The following is a 20,895-nucleotide window of genomic DNA, read 5'->3' as shown; positions in this document are numbered from 1 at the left end:
GAAAAATGTGTAAAGACATAAAAATTTTAGCTACAGATTATTGTTGGAATAAGATGGTTCATTTTGAAAGCAAATTGATGTAAGATTTTAGAACAATCACCACAAGCGAGTTTTGCAATATAGGTAATAGTTGGTATCTTACGAAAAAGGCGGACGAAGTGAATAAATATGTCTTATAATTGAGAAAGCACAAAGTAAATTGGATGATATAGGGCATGGAGAAGTGGTGAAACGGTGGAATTAACATTAGAAGAATTAAATAAAACGATTATGGAGATGCGCACAAAGGGGTATTTAACAGAAGCGCTAAAGCTAGCTGATCAAGGACTTTTAGTCGCATTAGAGAGCAATAACTATCCATATGCATTGGATTTGTATTATCAAAAAATATTAGTTCATCATTCTTTAGGTGACACATTAAGCATGGTCAGCCTTATTCATGATTATGAAGCCATTTGTCAAAATTATGGTACGACTAAAGATTTAATGCATTATCATTTAGTGATGTCCTTAATCTATGATTTAGTGGGTATCCGTGAAAAAACGGTGGAGATGACGAAAAAATCTATCGCCTATGCACAGGAGCTACAAGATCCAATCATGCTAGTTCGTTGTCATAATAATTTATGCTATCTAGAGGTAGAGAAGGGCTGCACAAAGGAAGCACTTCAAGCAGGGCTATTAGCTAAAGCGTATAATAAATCCCTATCTAGAACAATGCCTGATTTAGCAAAATTACATGATATTCGTATTAATAATAATTTAGCAGATGTGTATATTTTAGAAGGAGATTTTTTGACGGGGAAGGCATTGCTGGACAGTACACTATCTTCTGACATTATTCAGCACCATAAACGCGAAAAAGTAGCGGCACTGTTTGGCTATGGTTTTTTATATGAAAAGCAGCAAAAGCTTGAAGAAGCCGTATCCTATTATAAACAAGCGATAGAACTTGCTCAATCCTATGGGGATAAGCCGATTACAAAAAAAGTGATGCGCTTACTGTTAAATGTATTGTATCAATTGGATTGGCGAGATGAGATTTTTGATGTACAGCGTGAATATATTGATCTCTCAGAAAAAATGAGTGTTGCTAATTTACTGCAACAAGTAATGAACTTGGAATTTAAGCGTCAAAAGGAGAAGCTTGAGGAAAAAGCACATTATGATCCATTAACAGGCGTATTAAATCGTCATTTTTTAGATTATGAGCTACAGGAATGGTTGAATGCAGCGAAAATGACGCAATCCTATGTATGTATTACGGTACTGGATGTCGATTATTTTAAATTATTTAATGACACGCATGGTCATTTGTTTGGGGATATGATTTTACAGCTTTTAGCTAACGGGTTGAAGGATTTTTTACAGGATGAAGATGTGAAAGTTATTCGTTATGGTGGAGATGAATTCATCCTTTGTTTCAGGCATCCGCAAAAGGATTATATCAAAGCATTGGTCCATAACACCCATGCCTATTTGCTCTCATTAAAGCTCGAACAAGAACAGCAAAGCTATCCTTTAAGGGTGAGTATGGGGGCTTGTGTGAATAATCAGAAAAACTATCAATACAAAGAGCTATTTGAGCAAGCAGATAGCTGTTTATACCAAGCGAAAGCGAATGGCCGTGCTAGCTGTGTTCTATACGAATTATCATAATTACTCGTTCCTATTTACATGGTTAAATAGGAATTTTTATTTTGATTTAGCCATGATATTTATTCCTAAAAAGAAGCGTTTTTTATCTGGAATGAAATTTACTGTAGTCATCATTTGAAAACGTTGTTCTAGCAACGTACAATATATGAAATTAAGAAACACGACAGTACAAAATTGTTGTATAATGTTGTGGTATGAGGAAAGAAAGCAGGTTGACAAAATGGAAAGCAAAATGAATGGTTACACAGTTATAGACACACACATGCATCAGCTATGTGTTATACCAAAACAGCTCGATGTGAAACATAAGGTGAATAGATGAAAAACTGGTTAATTTTCATTTCTGTCTTTATTGTTTCGTTGTCACTTGTCATTAGTATTTTAGTACTCTGGAAAGCCGAGGCTCCGTTCCGTTCAATTGAAGAGCAGGCTGAACAGTTGGCACTCGATGCCAAAGCCCTCGCAATTGTATCGGAGTCCTACACATATAATGGCAAACATTCGTATGTTACTGTGTTCGGGGTAGACGAATACGGTGATAAAAAAGCTGTCTTTGTTCCGACGAATCTAGACGAGGATTCCATTCAGGAAGTGTTATTAGAAGATGGTATTACGGAAAAGCAAGCATTATCGGTTTTTAAAAATGAAGGAAATGTACAAAAAGTCCTCCACATGAAATTAGGCTATGAGGAGCCTGGCGCAGTTTGGGAAATTACGTATCTGAACGACCATGACCAGCTCAACTATGTCTATATTATGTTTAAGGATGGCGACTGGTGGAAGCGCATTACGAATTTATAAGAGGAGTAGATCCCGAATGAAAAATTTATTAGCAACACGTGTAAAAACTTTAACACCATCTTCAACTTTAGCGATTACTGCGAAAGCAAAAGCATTGAAAGAGCAAGGTATTGATGTTATTGGTCTTGGGGCTGGTGAACCAGACTTTAATACACCTCAAAACATTTTAAATGCAGCCATTGATTCAATGGAAAAAGGGTATACAAAATATACACCTGCTGGCGGACTTCCAGTTCTGAAAAAAGCCATTATTGATAAGCTTCAACGCGACAATAACCTTGCCTATCAGCCAAATGAAATCATTGTGGGTGTAGGGGCAAAGCATATTTTATACACGCTATTCCAAGTGATTTTAAATGAAGGCGACGAGGTTATTATTCCAATTCCTTATTGGGTGTCTTATCCAGAACAAGTGAAATTAGCTGGCGGCGTACCAGTATATGTTGAAGGTACACGTGAACAAAGCTATAAAATTACAGCGGATCAACTGAGAGCAGCTGTGACAGACAAAACAAAAGCAGTGATTATCAATTCTCCTAGCAACCCATCTGGCATGATTTATTCTCGTGAAGAGCTAGCAGAACTTGCTGCTGTTGCAGAAGAAAAAGATATTTTAATCGTGTCAGATGAAATTTATGAGAAGCTTGTATACAATGGTATTGAGCATTTTTCAATTGCACAACTTTCTGATGCAGTGAAAGCACGTACAATCGTTGTAAATGGTGTGGCAAAATCTCACTCTATGACAGGCTGGCGTATTGGGTATGCTGCAGGCGACGCAGACATTATTAATGCAATGACTGACCTTGCATCACACTCAACATCTAACGCGACAACAACAGCACAATATGCAACTGTGGAGGCTTATAATGGATCTCAAGATACAGTAGAGGAAATGCGTCAGGCATTTGAATCTCGTCTTGAAAAAATTTATCCACAGGTAAGTGCTATTCCTGGCTTCCATGTATTAAAGCCACAGGGTGCATTCTACTTATTACCAGACGTAGCAGAAGCAATGGCTCATACTGGCTATGATTCAGTAGATGCATTTGCTGCGGATATTTTAACAGAAGCAAACGTAGCAGTGATTCCAGGCTCTGGCTTCGGCACACCAACTACAATGCGATTATCTTATGCTACATCTTTAGACTTATTAGAAGAGGCAGTCCGTCGTATTGATTCATTTGTAAAATCAAAATGGCAAGACTAATCCTGCTAGTCGACTTTGGAGGATTTCTATGAAAAAAATTATGATTAAAGATATGCCACAGCATATCGGTGAAACAGTCAAAATTGGCGCTTGGTTAGCCAATAAACGTTCAAGCGGCAAAATCGCGTTCCTACAGCTACGTGATGGCTCTGGCTTTGTACAGGGTGTTGTTGTGAAAGAAGAAGTAGGCGAAGAAATTTTTGCTACGGCAAAAGGGATGACGCAAGAAACTTCTATGTATGTTATAGGTGAGGTTAAAGCTGACGAACGTTCAAGCTTTGGCTGTGAGCTTGCTATAACTGGTATTGAGGTACTACATGCAGCAACAGATTTCCCAATCACACCAAAAGAACATGGTCCAGAATTTTTAATGGATAACCGTCATTTATGGCTACGTTCTCGTAAACAACATGCTACTATGAAAATTCGTAATGAAATCATTCGTGCTACATACGAATTTTTTAACAACAACGGTTTTACAAAAATGGACCCACCAATTTTAACAGGTTCTGCACCTGAAGGTACTTCAGAGCTGTTCCATACAAAATATTTTGATGAAGATGCTTATCTATCTCAATCTGGTCAGCTTTACATGGAAGCGGCTGCGATGGCTTTAGGAAAAGTATTCTCATTCGGTCCAACGTTCCGTGCTGAAAAATCTAAAACTCGTCGTCATCTAATCGAGTTTTGGATGATCGAGCCTGAGATGGCGTTTGTAGAATTTGAAGAAAATTTAGAAGTACAAGAACAATATGTAGCACACATCGTACAATCTGTACTTGCAAACTGCAAATTAGATTTAGAGCGACTTGGCCGTGATACATCGACACTTGAAAACATTAAAGCGCCATTCCCTCGTATTTCGTACGATGATGCGATTAAGCTTTTACATGAACAAGGCTTCGACGATATTGAATGGGGCGATGATTTTGGTGCGCCACATGAAACAGCGATTGCGAACTCATTTGACAAACCAGTATTTATTACTTGTTACCCAGTAGGCATTAAACCGTTCTATATGCAGCCACATCCAGATCGTGATGATGTTGTATTATGTGCTGATTTAATTGCACCAGAGGGTTATGGGGAAATCATTGGTGGTTCTGAGCGTATCCATGACTATGATTTATTAAAATCACGTCTGGAAGAGCATAACCTATCATTAGATGCCTATGCATGGTATTTAGAGCTTCGCAAACATGGCTCTGTTCCACATTCAGGCTTTGGTCTTGGGTTAGAACGAACTGTCGCATGGATTTCAGGCACAGAACATATCCGTGAAACGATTCCATTCCCACGTTTACTGAACCGCTTATATCCATAAGCTAATCAATTTAAAAGTCGCGTAGTGAACTATCTACGCGGCTTTTCTACTTACTTAAAGAAGGGGTCTGGAGAATAATGAACGTAAATAATCATCGACTCCGTACATGGACTGAGCAGAGAATGATTCCCATTCCTCAGCTTTTTTTTCAGTTTTATAAGGAGTTAAATATGGAGGATGAAGAGGCACTAATTGTCATGCACTTATTAGCCTTTCATATGGAGGGGAATGACTTCCCGACACCGAATGATCTAAAGAATCGTCTCGCAATGGCTGACAATGACATCACATCACGTTTACAGCGATTAATGCAAAAGGGATTCCTTGAAATTACACGTGATGTTGATGCAGGAGGCAAGCTATATGAAAAGTATTCCGTATACCCACTTTGGGAGCGCATTTTGCAGATGATTGATATGAAAGAGCAACAACAAACGGCAGTGACTCTTCAACAAGAAGAAGGTGAGATATTCCGTCTTTTTGAAGAGGAAATGGGGCGTCTTTTATCTCCTTTAGAGCTTGAAAAAATTGGATGTTGGCTTGATGAGGACAAGCATAGTCCAGCACTCATCAAAGAGGCGCTAAAGGAGGCTGTCTTTGCTGGGAAACTGAGTATACGCTATATTGATCGCATTTTATTAGAGTGGAAAAAGAAAAATATTACAACACCGCAAGCCGCACAAAAGCAAAGTGAGCAGTTCCGTGAGAAACAGACATTTAACAGAGCACCAGCTCGAACAGCTCAGCCAGAATCGCAATCAACGGGTAAAGTACCTTTTTATAATTGGTTGGAAGAAAGAGAATAGGGGGCATCCAGTTTGTTAACGAAAAAACAGTGGGAGCATTGTCTACATGAGATGGATCGAATGTTTCCCGATGCACATTGTGAGCTCGTACATGACAATGCCTTTGAGCTAACGATTGCTACATTATTATCTGCACAATGTACAGATGTACTAGTCAATAAAGTAACGAAAACATTATTTCAAAAATACAAAACACCAGAAGATTATTTAGCTGTTTCTTTGGAGGAATTGCAACAGGATATTCGCTCGATTGGCCTTTATCGCAATAAGGCGAAGAACATTCAGGCGCTATGTCAACGCTTGCTAGATGAGTACGGTGGCGAAATCCCTGCAACCCGTGAAGCATTGGTGACATTACCGGGTGTAGGACGAAAAACGGCCAATGTCGTGCTTTCAGTAGCCTTCGATATTCCAGCACTTGCAGTGGATACCCATGTGGAGCGAGTATCCAAACGCCTAGGGCTCTGTCGATGGAAAGATTCGGTGCTTGAAGTAGAAGAAACGATTATGAAGAAAACGCCAATGGACAAATGGTCAAAAACACATCACCAACTAATTTTCTTTGGACGTTACCATTGCAAGGCTCAAAATCCTGGGTGTCATACTTGCCCTTTATTCGATGATTGTCGTGAAGGTCAAAAGCGTTTAAAGAAAGGCCTGGTGAAGGAAGCATGAATAGCGAAGCCATTGCAAAAGACAAAGTAGATGCTTGGTTTACCCAATGGACTACACTGCAAGCCGCTATCCATACAGCCCATGATGCGAGAAACGGTCTGGCAAAAGGGCTAATGGAAGAAGCCATCGAGCTATTTGAACAACTTGTGCAAGCAGCAGGTGATGAAGTGCTACCGATTAATGGCGTTGAACGACTTGCCTTTATCAAAGCCAAGCCAGGTCAATATGCATGCTATCGTCAACTAGATGAGCTATTTAAAGAAACAAAAAAGCGTACAGCACGGTTGCGGATTCAAGCTAGTAAAAGCTAGACTGTGTAGAGTGAAGGATAGAGTGTGAGAAGTGGATAGAACAGGTAAAGTGAAGGATATACCGCGAAAAGTGGCGGATAAAGCATCAGAACTGACGGATAGCTTGCGTAGAGTGTAGGATAGAGTATGAGAAGTGGATAGAACAAGGAAAGTGAAGGATAGACCGCGAAAAGTAGCGGATAGAGCATCAAAACTGACGGATAGAACGTCAATACTGACGGATAGCTTCCTCAGCCTTCACTATCTAATAGAAACACCGAGAAGCAGAAATGCTTCTCGGTGTTTCTTTGTTTATTCAGTGCTTTGATCTTCTTCATTTGGGTTGGTAGGTTCGGTAGGTGGTGTTGGCTGCTGATTGCCATCGTTATTGCCGTTATTTCCATGCCCATTCCCATTATTATTGTTGTTATTGCCGTTGTCACCATTGCCATTATTGTTATTCCCATTATTATTATTGTCCTCTTGACCAGGATCAATCGGTAAGTCAATTTCTGGCTCATCTGGATCTTCGGTTTCCAAATCTTCCTCAGGGGTACTTGCGATCTGGAAGGTAGTTGTACCAGGTTCACTGCGTGTGCCATCTACAATGGCTACGACATAGATTGTATAATTACCATCTTCAAGCGTGTTCGCAACAGTTAAGCCATTAGTGTCCGCTGTACCTAGGATAACCGTTTCTCCACCTTGTCGTGTGGCAGAAACTTCAAATGAAGTTGGTAATGGTTCATCTGTTTCAGGATTTAGGATGGCATCATGTTCCCAAGAAATATTGATGGACTGTGCTCCTAAATCTAAGCTTGCCGATACATTATAAGGTGTAGATAGCTCTGGCGCTTCATAGACCTCAGAAACTTCTGTTGGTTCCGTACCGCGAACGAATAGCTCTGTTTGACGTAGTTCGCTAGGTGTATACTCACTTGCCAATCTTAAAGGTTTAGAGCCAACTTCCACCGTTGCTTCTACAACCGTACTTGGCTTTTTAAAGCTTGCTGTTTCAACGTTCGCTGAAATTTCTTGCATAATGGTCTTAAATAAGTTTTGAGGTAATCGACGTTCTTCCCATGTTGTAATGGGATCAAAGTGTTTTTCATAGCCACTCCATATAGCAATGGAATAATTTGTTGTGTAACCTGCAAACCAGGAATCTGGCACACTCGTATTCGGTAAATTATACTTGCTAAAATCTTCTGCTGAGTAGTTGGTTGTACCTGTTTTACCTGCGATATCCAAGCCAGGCACATTGGCTGCAGTTCCTGAGGCATCAGGCTTATTGCCGACTACATCACGTAGCATGTCTGTTACCATGTAAGCCGTATAATCGTTCATCGCCACTTTAGACTCAGGTGTGTAGTTTTTAGACGTTTTACCATCTCGATAAACAATTTTTGTAATCGAATGTGGATCTGTATAGACCCCGTTATTTCCGAAAGCAGCATAGGAAGCTGCCATTTGAATAGGAGAGATAGTAATAGCACCACCGCCAATTGCATCGGACTCATAGAGGTTTTCTGTTTCAATTCCTAAACGTCCAACAAATTCCTTGGCTTTTTCTGTGCCAACCTCCTGTAATGCTTTGACAGCTGGAACGTTCCGTGAAGCATATAATGCTTTACGTGCAGTCATGGCACCCATATATCTGCCATCCCAGTTTGTGATTGTTTGTTTTGTACCTGTATAGTTCATTGGTTCGTCGACAAGTGTTTGACCTGTAGACCATTTTAAATATTCAATTGCTGGCCCATAGTCGACTAACGGTTTCATTGTGGAACCTGGTTGATTATTTGTTAAGTCCTCGGCATAATTCCAGCCACGTTCTGCACCATATTTACGACCGCCACCAACGGCTTGAATGGCACCTGTTTTTGTATCAACGACCGCCACACCTGACTGAATATCTTCAGTTGGGAAATTACTATCATCATTCATCACATTTTCTACAACTTGTTGAGCATTTGGATCAAGCGTCGTATAGACTTTGATTCCTTCTGCCATTGCCGATCCATCACCGTTATTTTCTAATTCATTGATCACAATATCCAGGAAGGCATCATATTTGGAACCTGCAAATGATTGACGTGTCGCATCATCCGCTAAACCTGATTGGACTTCTGCTTTCTTTGCTTCTTCCATTTCCGCTTTAGAAATTTTTCCATGTTGATTCATTAATCCTAGAACGGTATTACGACGTTTTTTTGCAAGCTCAGGATTTTTTAATGGATTATACGCATTTGGTCGTTGCACTAATCCTGCTAATAGAGCTTCTTCATCTAATGTTAAATCTTTTAATTCTTTACCATAGAAATATTGTGCGGCTGTGCCGAATCCATAGATGCGACCTGACATAAGCATTTTATTGAAGTACATTTCAAAAATTTCTTCTTTTGTATACTTACGTTCTAACTGGAAGGCAAGCCATGCTTCCTGTGCTTTACGCTTTAATTTCTTCTCGTTTTGTAAAAATGAGTTTTTGACAACTTGCTGTGTGAGAGTCGATGCACCTTGTGCACCAAAGCCATCACGGAAGTTTGCTAGAATGGCACCACCAAGACGATAAAAATCCATACCATGATGCTCAAAAAAGCGTACATCTTCTGTTGCCAGAATAGCATTGATCATATCTTCAGGTATATCTTCATATTTTATATATTTACGGTTTTCAGCACCGATTGTTGCAAATAATTCACCGTTTTTATCGTAGAACTCTGAAGAAACAGGATCTTTCAATAATTCTTCATCGAGCTCTGGAGCCGTGCTTGCATAGAAGGCAAATAATGCAGCTCCTCCAATTAAGCCTGCCACACCGATAGCTAAGACTGTTAAGAAAATGCGTTTAAACCATGACTTAGTGGATGAGGCTGGTTTGGTTTTTTTCTTTTTATTTTTTTCAGCGAGAGCTTTTTGATGCTCTCCACGTGTTCGACGACGTTCAGTCATTCTTATTTCTCCTCACTTTCAGACCCGTAGCATTTTGCATCGATCAATTGTTGGATGATGGGTAAATAATCGATACGTGGATAATAACTTGTGGGAATTTCATATGCCTCTTCTTCGATTGTTGAAAAGGGTATCGATTTACGATCGCCATTGTCCATTGCTTGCCAGGCCTTTTGTAAAACTTCGTATGGCACAATAAAATATCGTTCAAAAGCAGAAAAGCGAACGATAATAAAAGCCACACCATTTTGTTCCGTCACTTGCTGCATATGCGTCATTTGATGTTCATGAATATTTTTTAAAGGGAAACTTGTTTTGGAAGCAGTTTCCTTTGCATCAAAATCTATATATTGCCCATTCCAAACACCATTGTAGTCGGTTGTAGAGGGTGTTCGAAAATAAGCTTCACGAATGACAGCAGCACTTCGTGAAGGGTACTCTACTTTGACGATTTGCACAGGAACAGGTTTCTTATGAATGATAGCAAGTCGCCTTTTTATATAATAGTCGTTTGCTTCATTAATTTCATCTTCTAGCGTCTTCCCACGATTACTAAAAGATAAATCTTTGTTTTTGCTCTTTTTTTCTGTTTTCTGTACAGAAGCATTTGGGGTATACAATTTCCCGTTTGGATAACGAATTGTCATTAAGCTCACCCTTTACCTTACTGCTTTTCTATCCACTAGTTTACCATGTTTTAGTGGCTATTCTCTACCTCCATCAGTCATGTAATTGTTACTAGAATAGTAGAAAACCGATGGTAAGTATGAATAATTTGCGTCGAAAAATCGCCAGCTTCCTTATTACTCGAATCGTCAAAATAACTGATAAATTTAAATAGGCCATTAGGATGAAAATATGCTCACATCGAGACCTTTCATTCATGACGATTTTTCAGATGGAAGGTTCATTATTAAAATTTTATCGAAAATCTTCTTCTTTCAGCTAACTTACGCTTATTTTGTCACGCATGAAGGTAATTCTATACATGCGAGGAATACTAAAGTAAAGCAAAGGAGGCGTTATTTTGAACAAGTTAGAACAATTAGTTGCGCAGTTAGATCTGGTCAATCAATTACTTTTCACGAGAGTGTCACTGGAAAACAATGCTCATGGGTTGCATCTTTTTATGCAGCTCAAAGCGGTTAGCCAAAAAGTAAGCTTAGCAGAAAAGAACTGGCAAGTAAAGAATGCTTGTTCGCCTATTAGTAGTGAAAAATGATAGACTTTGGTACACTTATCTCATAAGCAATTGAACTAACGCAATAGCATGAAAATTGATACAATATTTGCCATAAAGGTGAGGTAAATAGGTGTCAAGAATAGTGATATTTCCATAGTGGACATGCTGGACAAGACATATTCACCATGTATATGCAGTCACTACGAAATATATTTGCTATGTGTAATTGATGAGAGATGAGGTGCAAAATTGTTAGTTATCCAGCAAACATCCAAATTAATAGATGAATGTGATCAATGTGTTTCACGTTTTTGGCAAATGCGTGAGGAAGATCGAACACCCGATTTTTTTCAAGAAGTAAAGCCACATGCAGATGAAATTCATCAACTGTTGAAGGAATGGCAGCAAGAAGCCAATAAATGGATTCAAAAAAATCGACCGAAATACATGCATACACAACAAATTGCTTCAGCGGCAGAATCCATGGAGCAATTTGTTGTGCAGTCTTTTTATAAAGAAACAAGTAAAAAACGTTTTTTAGATGCGATTCACTCTACCTCCTATACATTGAAAATTTTTGAACGATTAGTAAAGGAGGTAGAAGCGGGTGCTATCGAAGAAACGAACGATTAGTGAGCTTTTACATGAGTGGAGATATGATGAAGAACTAAAAGAGCGTATCTTGCATTGGCAAACATTAGAAGGACGCCCAGCCAACTATGCACCTTTTCCGGGAAATTTACATCCGTCTTTAGTGAAAGCCTTGCAGGCAAGAGGTATCGAGCAGCTTTATACACATCAGCGAGAGGCTTTTGATTTGGCACAGAGTGGTACGTCTTTTACAGCAGTTACGCCAACTGCTTCAGGTAAATCTTATTGCTATCATCTGCCAGTACTACAAAAAATAATGGAAGATAAAAATGCGCGTGCCATTTATTTATTTCCAACAAAGGCATTGGCACAGGACCAAAAAAATGATTTGAATGAACTAATCGAGCAAAGTGGTGAGGAGATTTTAAGCTATACGTATGATGGAGATACGGCTCCAGGTATTCGCCAAAAGGTTCGGAAGGCTGGGCATATCGTGATGACAAATCCTGATATGCTTCATTCGGGAATTTTACCGCATCATACAAAATGGGTTTCACTGTTTGAAAATCTTCAATATATTATCATTGATGAATTGCATACATACAAAGGTGTATTTGGTTCCCATGTTGCCCATGTTATTCGGAGACTAAAAAGAATTTGTGAATTTTATGGTAGTAAACCCGTGTTTATTTGTACATCAGCTACCATTAAAAATCCTAAGGAACTCGCTGAGCTACTAACGAATGAATCACATATGCTCATTGCTGATTCGGGTGCACCAGTTGGCAAGAAAACCTTTCTTTTTTATAATCCGCCGATTATTCATAAAACATTTGGCGTGCGTAGAAGTGCTGTTTTAGAGGTTAGTGATTTAGCCAAAAGGCTGTACACAGCTGGCATTCAATCGATTATTTTTGCTAAAAGTCGGGTACGAGTAGAGATGATAGTGACCTATTTAAAGGAACTAACACGTAATAAGCTGCTCGATGAATCTGTGCGAGGCTATCGCGGTGGGTATCTGCCATCTGAACGACGTGTCATCGAAAAAGGCTTGCGTGATGGGACGATTCAAACAGTAGTTAGCACCAATGCATTAGAATTAGGTGTCGATATCGGTCAATTACAAGCATGTATTATGACGGGTTACCCGGGAAATATTGCGAGTGCTTGGCAGCAAGCAGGACGTGCGGGGAGACGTCAGGATGAGGCATTGATTATTTATGTTGCGCAATCTTCCGCATTGGATCAATATGTGGTCAATCATCCACTATTTTTACTAGGCAGTACACCAGAGGAAGCACGTATCTATCCAGAGAATATGCTGATTTTAATGGATCATTTGAAATGTGCCGCCTTCGAGCTACCCTTTTCAACAGGCGATTCGTATGGGGAATATGACATACAGGAATTGTTGGAATATTTAGCAGAGGAAGGGGTTGTCTTTAAGACGAGTGATAAATGGCATTGGATGAGTGAGCGTTTCCCTGCGCATGATATTAGCTTGCGCTCTGCGTCACAGGAAAATGTGGTTATTATTGATCTGTCCATCCCTGCACAGACAAAGGTCATTGGTGAAATGGATCGTCATAGTGCCATGACACTCTTGCATGAAGAAGCCATTTACTTACACCAAGGTATTCAATTCCAAGTGGAGAAGCTTGATTGGGAAGAAAAGAAAGCCTTTGTACGGGAAGTAGATGTAGATTACTATACAGATGCCAATCTAGCAGTTGAAATGAAAGTATTGGAGGAGGATCGTAGCCGTTCATATGTGGGCGGTACGATTTGCTTTGGCGATGTTGGCTTAGTCGCACAAGCAACAATTTTTAAGAAAATAAAGTTCGGTGGAAAACAGGACAATATCGGGTCGGGAACAATTCATTTACCACCTGATGAAATGCATACTAGCTCATCTTGGCTATCATTTGATGCTCCATTGAAATGGACAGAGGCAGAGTTAGATGGAGCTATGATTGGTGCTGCTTATGCCATTAATGCATTTATTCCGATTTTCATTCGATGTGATAGTAGTGATGTAGCTGTCGTACCACAAATAAAGGCAACGCATAATGAGCTACCAACATTTTTTGTTTATGACAAGTATCCTGGTGGTATTGGTCTAAGTGAAAAAGTATACGATTTATGGGAGCAACTTTTGGACAAAACGCTACAACATGTATCAAGTTGTCCCTGTGAAGCAGGTTGCCCATCTTGCATTGGCGTTCAAGACAGCTTGAATGAATCAAAAGGGTATGTTATAAAATTGTTAAGCTATTTAGTGTCCCAACTAAATAATGAAAAGGAGCGTTGAGGGTACGCCTTCAACGCAATTTTTCTTCGCGTATAAGCTTGTATATCATTTTTCTGTTTATTTCTGTGATTTTTTCGAGTTGACGACCTGTTGCATTTGGATGTGATTGTAGGGCTTTTTTTATTGTTTTTATTCTTTTCTGTCGCATTTCAGGTCCCAATCTATTAGGCGCTAAATGCTTAAATGGGCCAAACCATTCTTGATACTTAATAAGTGTGCTGTAATTACTGTGGAAATGCTTCTGCAAATGCTCAAGCGAAGCCCCCTTATTTTTGTTTAGGTATGTTTGAATGGCATGATATTTTTCTTTAGCAGCCGCATACATTTCTCTTTCTTTAACAGCTTCCATTGTTTCAATATCGATGCGAATATCCAGTGTGACTTGTTGTGGCAACCTAGCGTGCATAATTAATAAATCATTAGAAACATCTAATGTTGCGGTAGGAAAGATAGAACCAATAAGTCTTTGTTGTTATTACGTCGCGAGTTTGAGCGTTACAAAGTGTTAATAATTACTATGGATGCTGATGGAGTGCCAACTATTTACGATTACGCTACTGTAAAAGATCAGCTCTCAACATGGAGGCTACCACGTGAGGATGCTGAATATTTATTAGTGTCTATAAGTGATGTAACAAGTCAAATAAGTGTGAACTATGGTATAAAGTTTGAAAAAGTACCATTTGAGCCGTTATATGAGTTTCGTATAGGACAACTTAATTGTTTACAACTAAATGGCGTGGCAGTATCACCTTCACCAGCATTAAATACTATACAAGCTGAAGTTTTTTATAAGGAACTTGATGAATATGAAGGCCTGCGAATAACTTTGCTACGTGAATATAGATCCTATTATATTGGCATTCGGACATATGATAGTAAAGGTAAAGCAACTGATAGGGAATATACAAGTATTACTGACTGGACTTTTCCTCGAAAAAGCGTGATGCATATGGTCATTAGTATTATGGAGAAACCACCAAGTGTATTTGACCCAAGTAAACATAGGCAAGCTTGGTATGCGATTAAATTTACAGAGCAAAATAGCGAAGTTATCGATCAACTTGGACCTCAATTATTTCTAGAATCAGAAACAGTAAAAGCATCCTCAGGGGGTGCTCGTTTTGATTTTACAGAAACCTATACAAAAGTTATTAGTGTAGCATTAGGTGTTGGTAAAACTGAACAAACAGAGCTTGTTACAGGAGAATGGTCACTTGTAGAAAATGAAGAAGGAGTTACAGGAGTGCTAGTGGATGTAAAAGGTCTACTGTCTGGAGAGGTTAGCATCAGTATACAAGCAGTGTGTCAAATGGGTCTTGATGACGAGGAGAGTGAGGTAGATGGCTAATGGTTTATTCGGTGGCGGGAATGGCACTATAAACAATCCTTTTTTAGTAGAAGATGCTGAAGATTTAATTGCTATAAGTAATAAATCAGGAGACCACTATTTTTTACAAACACGAGATATTAATTTATCAAGTTATCTAAATTGGCAACCAATTGCAAATGCAAGTGGTACACATTTTACAGGCATCTATAAAGGAAACAATAAAAAGATAACAGGATTTAGACATGTAGGAACAGAAAATTACTTTGCATTATTTGGTTATTTATCGGGAAAATTAGAGAATATCACACTTGAAGATATAGATTTAGAATGTACAGCTTCTGGAACAAGTGCGTATCATGATTGGGCTGGATTGACGCCAGGACAAAGGTCTTTTATATATGCAAGTTCAAGAATAATTAACTGTCATGTAACAGGAAAAATTAAAGTTAATAGGAAAAATTCATTAGGTGGCATCGCAGCCATATTAGATACGATAAATGTAGAAAAGTGTTCATTTGAAGGTCAATTACTTGGAAGTGTATCAAATGATTCAATCGGTGGAATTGTAGGAAGAATCCGAGGGAAAACAAATATAAAGAACTGTTACAGTATCTCTACTGGTAACAGTTTTAATTTAGTGGGCTATTTAGAAGCCAATAATTTAAAAACAATAGAAAAGAGCTATGTTGTTAGTGGCAGGATTATTGGTAATAAAGCTAGTGATGTATCAGCGAGTAATTTATCAGTTGTAGATTGCTTCTATGATAACTCTATTGTAAATAATGGATATGGTACTCCAAAATCACTAACAGAAATGAGAAAACGAGCAACCTTTACCAATTGGATGTTTGACAATGAATATGTGAGGTTTTGGTCAATTAAAGAAGGATTGGACTATCCTCGATTTTCGCGAATAGTGAATATAGAATTAATTTATCGTAACTCAATTGGAGGTATTGTGGATAGATGGTTTTGGGAACATGATGTTTTTGCAAATGATATATATTTATATAGTTGCGATAATCAAGAAGTGACTTCTCTTGGTAAAACGATCATTTACTTGCCGTGTGAAACGTCTTGTGAAATAAACACAAAAATAAGTGGGAAATTAGGTTTTGAAAAGATTAATAGAACCATAACAGTTAATAGTGATACCCAAATTGTCATTGCTGCACAACCATACGATTTTGTAAACCAACGGACGTATTATTTGTATACCCCACAAGATTTTGTAGAAATGAAAGATGAATTCGGGAAATATATTGTAATGAATGATATTGATTTTAAAGGTTTTGAATATAAAATTCCTTTTGATGTCCCTTTTTTGGGTGATTTTAATGGTAATAACAAGAGATTGAAAAATCTCGTCATTAAGAAAACAGTAGAAAATGGAGGCGAAGGATATGGTCTTTTAGGTAATACAGTAAACGCCACTATTGAAAATATTGTGATAGAAAATAGCACAATAACAGACGAGGAAGGACAATTGTATTATCCTTCTGGTTTCATAGTCGGTAAAATGGAACAAAGAATTATAGATGAATATCAACCTGAAAAAAATAGATTAATGAGTTTGCATAATTGTATTGTTAAGGATTGTACATTAAAATTTGCCAATCCTATGTACAATAATTTAGGAACATTTTTAGGGACGGTATCAACACAAACGGATGCCTTTGGAGCTTTAGAGCTGTCAGATTACACTATGATTAAATCACTAAAATCTCGTAATGTTGAATTTGATTTGAATGGCGGTGCTACATTTGGTGGTGTAGCGGGATTAATTCGAATTGAAGATGATAAATTGTTAGATATTGCAGCAGATGTGGAAGTATATACAGTATTTGATTTTAACAATACTGATGGCGTTTTAATTGGAGGGCTTTTTGGTCAAGCTAATTTCCGTAATGCGAATCTACAAAAAGTCGGAGCAAACACAAAATTGAAAAATGTAGCGCCAATCAATTTCGGTTTTGGTGGACTGTTTGGACAAATCGATTATCAAGAAGTGGCACATTTGGAAAATTGGTATGCAGATACAATTATAGAAAATGTAACAGTTAAGTGGCTTCGGAGGTATCGCAGGTACTTGGGGACAAGGGAATGCGACAGAAATCACATTCAGTAAAGGATATATAGCAACAGCTACAGAATTAACAGCAAATACAGAGCGAGGTATTGGTGTGTTTTGGGGAAATAATAGCATGAGTATTTCTCCAGCAATGATAGACATATTTATTGATGCAGACATAAATAATTTAATACAAAGTGAAGATCCTACAATGCTCAAGAAAACAGCTCAAATGAAAAATAAATCTACATTTACAAATTTCGATTTTGAAGACGTTTGGGTGATCGATCCAGGTAATTATCCAAAGTTTGAATCTTTAACAAAGCGTGCAATCATACTTTGTAAACGTATGCCTTTATTCAACTTTAGGAGGAAATAAGATCTTGAACATAGTTAAGAAAAAAGTTAATAAAAGGTACAATAAATAGCCCTATTTCTCAAGTTTATTTGAGGAATAGGGTGTTTTTATTAAATAGAGGAGGGAAAAATAGTGGATTTTACAAAAGTCAAAATGATTCGTGATGCACTGGGCAGTCCAATTCCGCAAGCGTGGGATGAAGCGCAGAGAAAATTTGTACCCTTAATTAATCAAGGGAATCAAGAAAAATCAAATTTACACATCTCTACAAATTCGCCTAGTGATTTAGATGGTAAGGATGGGGATTTGTGGATTAAGTATACGGAGGTTGATGTCTGATGGCAGGTGGATTATTTGGTGGCGGAGATGGATCAAAATCTAATCCTTTCCTTGTAGAAGATTTTGCTGATTTTGAGGCTATAAAGAATCACTTAGTAAAAGAAGATGTTTACTTCCAACAATGTAATGACATTGAGTTCAATTACGAAGGGGACTGGCATCCTATTGGCGATTATGCTAATGGTCCATTCGGTGGCGTTTATGATGGAGCTGGATACGAAATTTCTAACGTAATTTCAATTGCGAAAGAAGGTCATCCTGGTGGACTCTTTGGATTTATAATAAACACTTCTATTTTAAAAAATACTAATGTTATTAATATAACTGCAACAGGTACAGATTTTGTAGGAGGGCTTGTGGGGCATCAGCAAGGACTTGTAGAAAGATGTACAGCAATTGGAGAAGTAAACGGAATTAACAATGTAGGTGGATTAATTGGTTTTTGTCAAAGAAGCGTTACTCAATGTAGCTCTAGGGGGACAGTTAAAGGAAAGGACTGTGTTGGCGGGCTAATAGGCACAGGCTCAGTAATTGTAGATCCCGTACTTATCTCTGATTCTTATGCAGTAGTTGATGTAACAGGGACTGAAACAGAGTCTGGAAAGGTAGGAGGATTAATAGGGAAAACTCATAATATACAGATTACTAATTCTTTCTTACAGGGAAAAATTAGAAGTGATTCTATTGAAAAAAACTATATAGGAGGATTATTAGGCAGTGTCAGTGAAACAACAGTTTTGTCCTCTTATTATGATTTAGAGAAATCTGGGATGAGTGATGTAGATAGGGGTACACCAAAAACCACTACTGCACTAGCAGAACAATCTACTTTTGTAGGATGGGACTTTGATGAAATTTGGAAAATGGAGAATGGTAGACCCTGGTTAATCTTTGAACAGGCTATTCAACCTCCTGTTTCAGGCTTACCCTGTGAATTTTATTTAAAGATTAGAGGGCGATGGTTTCGTCTTAATCCGACTAATTAAGGATTTATTTAATAGAATTTTTATTATTTAAAAAGAAGTGGATAATGTGGAAAAGACGCAAAAAATCGTGGCTAGCAGAGTAGAAATCCAAGCCTTCCATAGATAATTGTGGAGGGCTTCATTTTATGGAAAGTAGGTGCTTTATGAGTGATGATTTAGTAAGAGATGTATATGAACGTTTAGGGGCAATTGGTGAAAAATTAGACGGTATTAATCATATTCGTGATACAGCTAATCGTGCTGAGGACAAAGCGGATGAAGCTTTAGCCAGTACAAAAAGCGCTCACCATCGTTTAGATAAAGTTGATAAAATTGTTTGGTGGGCTTCTACAACTATTATCGGAACTGTTATTTTGGCGTTATTAGCGCTAGTCATCAAAATTAACTAGGAGGAATTTTAAATGGAATTTTTATATGATTATATTATCGAACAGGCTCTAATTGTAGTGCCTGTTTTATTAGTTATTGGACAAGTTCTAAAAAACACACCAAAAATGCAAGATTGGTTTATTCCGTATATATTATTGATATTTGGAGTTGCTTTTACAATTGGAATTATGGGAATTACGATACAAGCAATCGTACAAGGTATTCTTGTGAGTGGAGCTGCTGTTTTTGCCAATCAATTATATAAACAATATTCAAGTAAGGATGGTGCGAAATGACATACACAATTGAAAAACGTTTAATGTCAGGACTACCTAATAAGGCTTTAACGGCAGTAAAATATGTCATTGCTCATGAATCAGGTAATGGTAATAACACAGGTCCAAATGCTTTAGAAAATGAAATTGCATACATGAACCGAAATAAAGCTAATGCTTTTACGTCTCACTGGGTAGGTGGAGGAGGACGTATCGTGCAAATTGCGCCAGTTGGCAGATTGCAGTATGGTTGTGGTCCAAAAGGTAATCCACTTAGCTATGCACAAGTTGAATTAGCGAGGACAGCAGATAAAGAACAATTTAAAAAGGACTATGCTGCTTATATTTGGCTATTAAGAGAGCTTGCAAAAGAAGCTGGAATACCTGTTGTACTTGATGGCAGTGGTAATGGTATCAAGTCACATCGATGGATTACAGACAATCTTAAAGGAACAACACATAGAGATCCTTATGGTTATTTAGCAAGCATGGGGACTACAGAGGAACAATTCAAGTTGGATATTCTGAATGGCTTGGACAAACCACAACATATGGTTAAGGAGGATGATGGTAAGATGAAATTTACAAATCCAACAACGAAAAAGGCAGTACGTGACTACTTAAAACAAGCAGTAGATAAAAAGCTTATTGATAAGTTGCACCTAGATAAATTTGATACTGGTACATTAACTGGCGGGGATTTTGAAGGATTGAAGATTATCATTGCACAGCGAAGTAAATAAGTGAAGGTCTAATTACAATGGATATTAAAAAGACTATAATTTCTAATTCTAACTTAAAGTATCTACAATTTGAACAATGTCAAATGACCGTTTAATAGGGTTGTAAATTACAATCCAACAAAGAAGAGGTAAATAATTTAAAATTTTATTAAGTAAAGAATTTATTGTATAATAATGATATATGGTAAATAAGAGAAAAGGAGGATGAAAATGACTAAAACGGATTATGTGTTTACAATTTTTATTCATTTAATATTAACAATGTTACTGATTTATGATTTTTTCCCTAATTCAATTAACTATATTAATATTCCTAAGGGTATCCTTGTAATTTTAATTCTAATTATTTTTTTACTGGGTGTATTTTTTGGTAGGAAAAACAAGAATAATAAAACTAATTTTTTTGTTGGAGTAGTTTCTATATTATATATACTATTGATTTTTTTAGTCCTAACACTTTTAGGAGGAGTCTCTCAAGTGGGGATATCTATAACAAGCCCTTGGACGTGGATTATCTTTGCGTTTGCATTACTTGAACTTTTTAGAAGAAATAAAAAAACTTTGAAAGATAGCTAGAAACAAATAACTAGAATATTTTAAAAGACCCCAGTCAATT

General features: G+C 37.7%; 22 protein-coding genes. 19 read left to right on the top strand and 3 right to left on the bottom strand.

Annotated features, from left to right (window positions below; genetic code table 11):
* Window positions 1-234: 234 nt before the first annotated feature.
* The 7 genes from ACEVFT_RS01965 to ACEVFT_RS01935 all read left to right on the top strand — a co-directional run bounded on the left by ACEVFT_RS01965 (window position 235) and on the right by ACEVFT_RS01935 (window position 6,786).
* Window positions 235-1,659, top strand: coding sequence for a tetratricopeptide repeat-containing diguanylate cyclase (locus ACEVFT_RS01965; RefSeq protein ID WP_393947835.1), 1,425 nt, complete (start codon window positions 235-237; stop codon window positions 1,657-1,659).
* A gap of 318 nt (window positions 1,660-1,977) precedes the next feature.
* Complete coding sequence (locus ACEVFT_RS01960; RefSeq protein ID WP_342443092.1) at window positions 1,978-2,460, top strand: cell wall elongation regulator TseB-like domain-containing protein; 483 nt, start codon at window positions 1,978-1,980, stop codon at window positions 2,458-2,460.
* Window positions 2,461-2,476: 16 nt separating this feature from the next.
* Window positions 2,477-3,670, top strand: coding sequence for a pyridoxal phosphate-dependent aminotransferase (locus tag ACEVFT_RS01955; protein WP_205442470.1), 1,194 nt, complete (start codon window positions 2,477-2,479; stop codon window positions 3,668-3,670).
* A 28-nt stretch (window positions 3,671-3,698) separates the two neighbouring features.
* Window positions 3,699-4,994 carry an asparagine--tRNA ligase gene (asnS, locus tag ACEVFT_RS01950; RefSeq protein WP_205442471.1) on the top strand — a complete coding sequence of 432 codons (1,296 nt, stop codon included), beginning with the start codon at window positions 3,699-3,701 and terminating at the stop codon, window positions 4,992-4,994.
* A 77-nt stretch (window positions 4,995-5,071) separates the two neighbouring features.
* Window positions 5,072-5,800 (top strand): DnaD domain-containing protein, encoded by a 729-nt coding sequence (locus tag ACEVFT_RS01945; protein ID WP_393947832.1) that lies wholly within the window; start codon window positions 5,072-5,074, stop codon window positions 5,798-5,800.
* A gap of 12 nt (window positions 5,801-5,812) precedes the next feature.
* Window positions 5,813-6,475, top strand: coding sequence for an endonuclease III (gene nth, locus ACEVFT_RS01940; protein ID WP_342443094.1), 663 nt, complete (start codon window positions 5,813-5,815; stop codon window positions 6,473-6,475).
* Window positions 6,472-6,786 (top strand): YpoC family protein, encoded by a 315-nt coding sequence (locus ACEVFT_RS01935; RefSeq protein WP_393947830.1) that lies wholly within the window; start codon window positions 6,472-6,474, stop codon window positions 6,784-6,786. Before nth ends, ACEVFT_RS01935 begins: the two co-directional genes overlap by 4 nt.
* A gap of 291 nt (window positions 6,787-7,077) precedes the next feature.
* On the opposite strand, the gene ACEVFT_RS01930 is transcribed toward ACEVFT_RS01935, so the two are convergent.
* Together ACEVFT_RS01930 and recU are read right to left on the bottom strand one after the other, a co-directional pair.
* Window positions 7,078-9,720 (bottom strand): PBP1A family penicillin-binding protein, encoded by a 2,643-nt coding sequence (locus tag ACEVFT_RS01930; protein ID WP_393947828.1) that lies wholly within the window; start codon window positions 9,718-9,720, stop codon window positions 7,078-7,080.
* A gap of 2 nt (window positions 9,721-9,722) precedes the next feature.
* Complete coding sequence (recU, locus tag ACEVFT_RS01925) at window positions 9,723-10,367, bottom strand: Holliday junction resolvase RecU (protein WP_205442477.1); 645 nt, start codon at window positions 10,365-10,367, stop codon at window positions 9,723-9,725.
* A gap of 380 nt (window positions 10,368-10,747) precedes the next feature.
* Between recU and ACEVFT_RS01920 the strand changes: the two genes are divergently transcribed.
* The 3 genes from ACEVFT_RS01920 to ACEVFT_RS01910 all read left to right on the top strand — a co-directional run bounded on the left by ACEVFT_RS01920 (window position 10,748) and on the right by ACEVFT_RS01910 (window position 13,805).
* Window positions 10,748-10,942, top strand: a complete 195-nt coding sequence (locus ACEVFT_RS01920) for an endonuclease (RefSeq protein ID WP_205442478.1) — start codon at window positions 10,748-10,750, stop codon at window positions 10,940-10,942.
* A 210-nt stretch (window positions 10,943-11,152) separates the two neighbouring features.
* Window positions 11,153-11,536 (top strand): YppE family protein, encoded by a 384-nt coding sequence (locus ACEVFT_RS01915; protein ID WP_342443096.1) that lies wholly within the window; start codon window positions 11,153-11,155, stop codon window positions 11,534-11,536.
* Window positions 11,511-13,805 (top strand): DEAD/DEAH box helicase, encoded by a 2,295-nt coding sequence (locus tag ACEVFT_RS01910; protein WP_393947825.1) that lies wholly within the window; start codon window positions 11,511-11,513, stop codon window positions 13,803-13,805. The genes ACEVFT_RS01915 and ACEVFT_RS01910 overlap by 26 nt, the downstream gene beginning before the upstream one ends.
* A gap of 10 nt (window positions 13,806-13,815) precedes the next feature.
* Here ACEVFT_RS01910 and ACEVFT_RS01905 read toward each other — a convergent pair whose 3' ends face one another.
* Window positions 13,816-14,154, bottom strand: coding sequence for a hypothetical protein (locus ACEVFT_RS01905; RefSeq protein ID WP_393947823.1), 339 nt, complete (start codon window positions 14,152-14,154; stop codon window positions 13,816-13,818).
* Between the two features lie 120 nt (window positions 14,155-14,274).
* Here ACEVFT_RS01905 and ACEVFT_RS01900 point away from each other — a divergent pair, with 120 nt between their 5' ends.
* From ACEVFT_RS01900 to ACEVFT_RS01860, 9 genes are all read left to right on the top strand, one after another.
* Window positions 14,275-15,156 carry a hypothetical protein gene (locus tag ACEVFT_RS01900; protein WP_393947822.1) on the top strand — a complete coding sequence of 294 codons (882 nt, stop codon included), beginning with the start codon at window positions 14,275-14,277 and terminating at the stop codon, window positions 15,154-15,156.
* Window positions 15,149-17,266 (top strand): hypothetical protein, encoded by a 2,118-nt coding sequence (locus ACEVFT_RS01895; RefSeq protein WP_393947820.1) that lies wholly within the window; start codon window positions 15,149-15,151, stop codon window positions 17,264-17,266. Before ACEVFT_RS01900 ends, ACEVFT_RS01895 begins: the two co-directional genes overlap by 8 nt.
* Window positions 17,267-17,321: 55 nt before the next feature.
* Window positions 17,322-17,588 carry a hypothetical protein gene (locus ACEVFT_RS01890; protein ID WP_393947818.1) on the top strand — a complete coding sequence of 89 codons (267 nt, stop codon included), beginning with the start codon at window positions 17,322-17,324 and terminating at the stop codon, window positions 17,586-17,588.
* A 111-nt stretch (window positions 17,589-17,699) separates the two neighbouring features.
* Window positions 17,700-17,906: a hypothetical protein gene (locus tag ACEVFT_RS01885; RefSeq protein ID WP_342443101.1), complete on the top strand. Its 207-nt coding sequence runs from the start codon at window positions 17,700-17,702 to the stop codon at window positions 17,904-17,906.
* Window positions 17,906-18,892, top strand: coding sequence for a hypothetical protein (locus ACEVFT_RS01880; protein WP_342443102.1), 987 nt, complete (start codon window positions 17,906-17,908; stop codon window positions 18,890-18,892). Before ACEVFT_RS01885 ends, ACEVFT_RS01880 begins: the two co-directional genes overlap by 1 nt.
* 143 nt (window positions 18,893-19,035) lie before the next feature.
* Entirely contained in the window at window positions 19,036-19,281 is a 246-nt protein-coding gene (locus ACEVFT_RS01875) for a hemolysin XhlA family protein (RefSeq protein WP_342443103.1), read from the top strand.
* Window positions 19,282-19,293: 12 nt separating this feature from the next.
* A complete protein-coding gene (locus ACEVFT_RS01870; protein WP_342443104.1) occupies window positions 19,294-19,557 on the top strand; it encodes a phage holin family protein in 264 nt (87 codons plus the stop codon).
* On the top strand, window positions 19,554-20,279 hold the full coding sequence (locus ACEVFT_RS01865) for a peptidoglycan recognition protein family protein (protein WP_342443105.1): 726 nt from the start codon (window positions 19,554-19,556) through the stop codon (window positions 20,277-20,279). The genes ACEVFT_RS01870 and ACEVFT_RS01865 overlap by 4 nt, the downstream gene beginning before the upstream one ends.
* A gap of 210 nt (window positions 20,280-20,489) precedes the next feature.
* Window positions 20,490-20,855: a hypothetical protein gene (locus tag ACEVFT_RS01860; protein ID WP_342443106.1), complete on the top strand. Its 366-nt coding sequence runs from the start codon at window positions 20,490-20,492 to the stop codon at window positions 20,853-20,855.
* Window positions 20,856-20,895 lie beyond the last annotated feature (40 nt).

The sequence above is a fragment of the Lysinibacillus sp. PWR01 genome (assembly GCF_043359455.1).
Taxonomy (GTDB): domain Bacteria; phylum Bacillota; class Bacilli; order Bacillales_A; family Planococcaceae; genus Lysinibacillus; species Lysinibacillus fusiformis_F.
The sequence above is the reverse complement of the archived record's forward strand: the minus strand, read 5'-3'. Positions and strand labels throughout refer to the sequence as shown.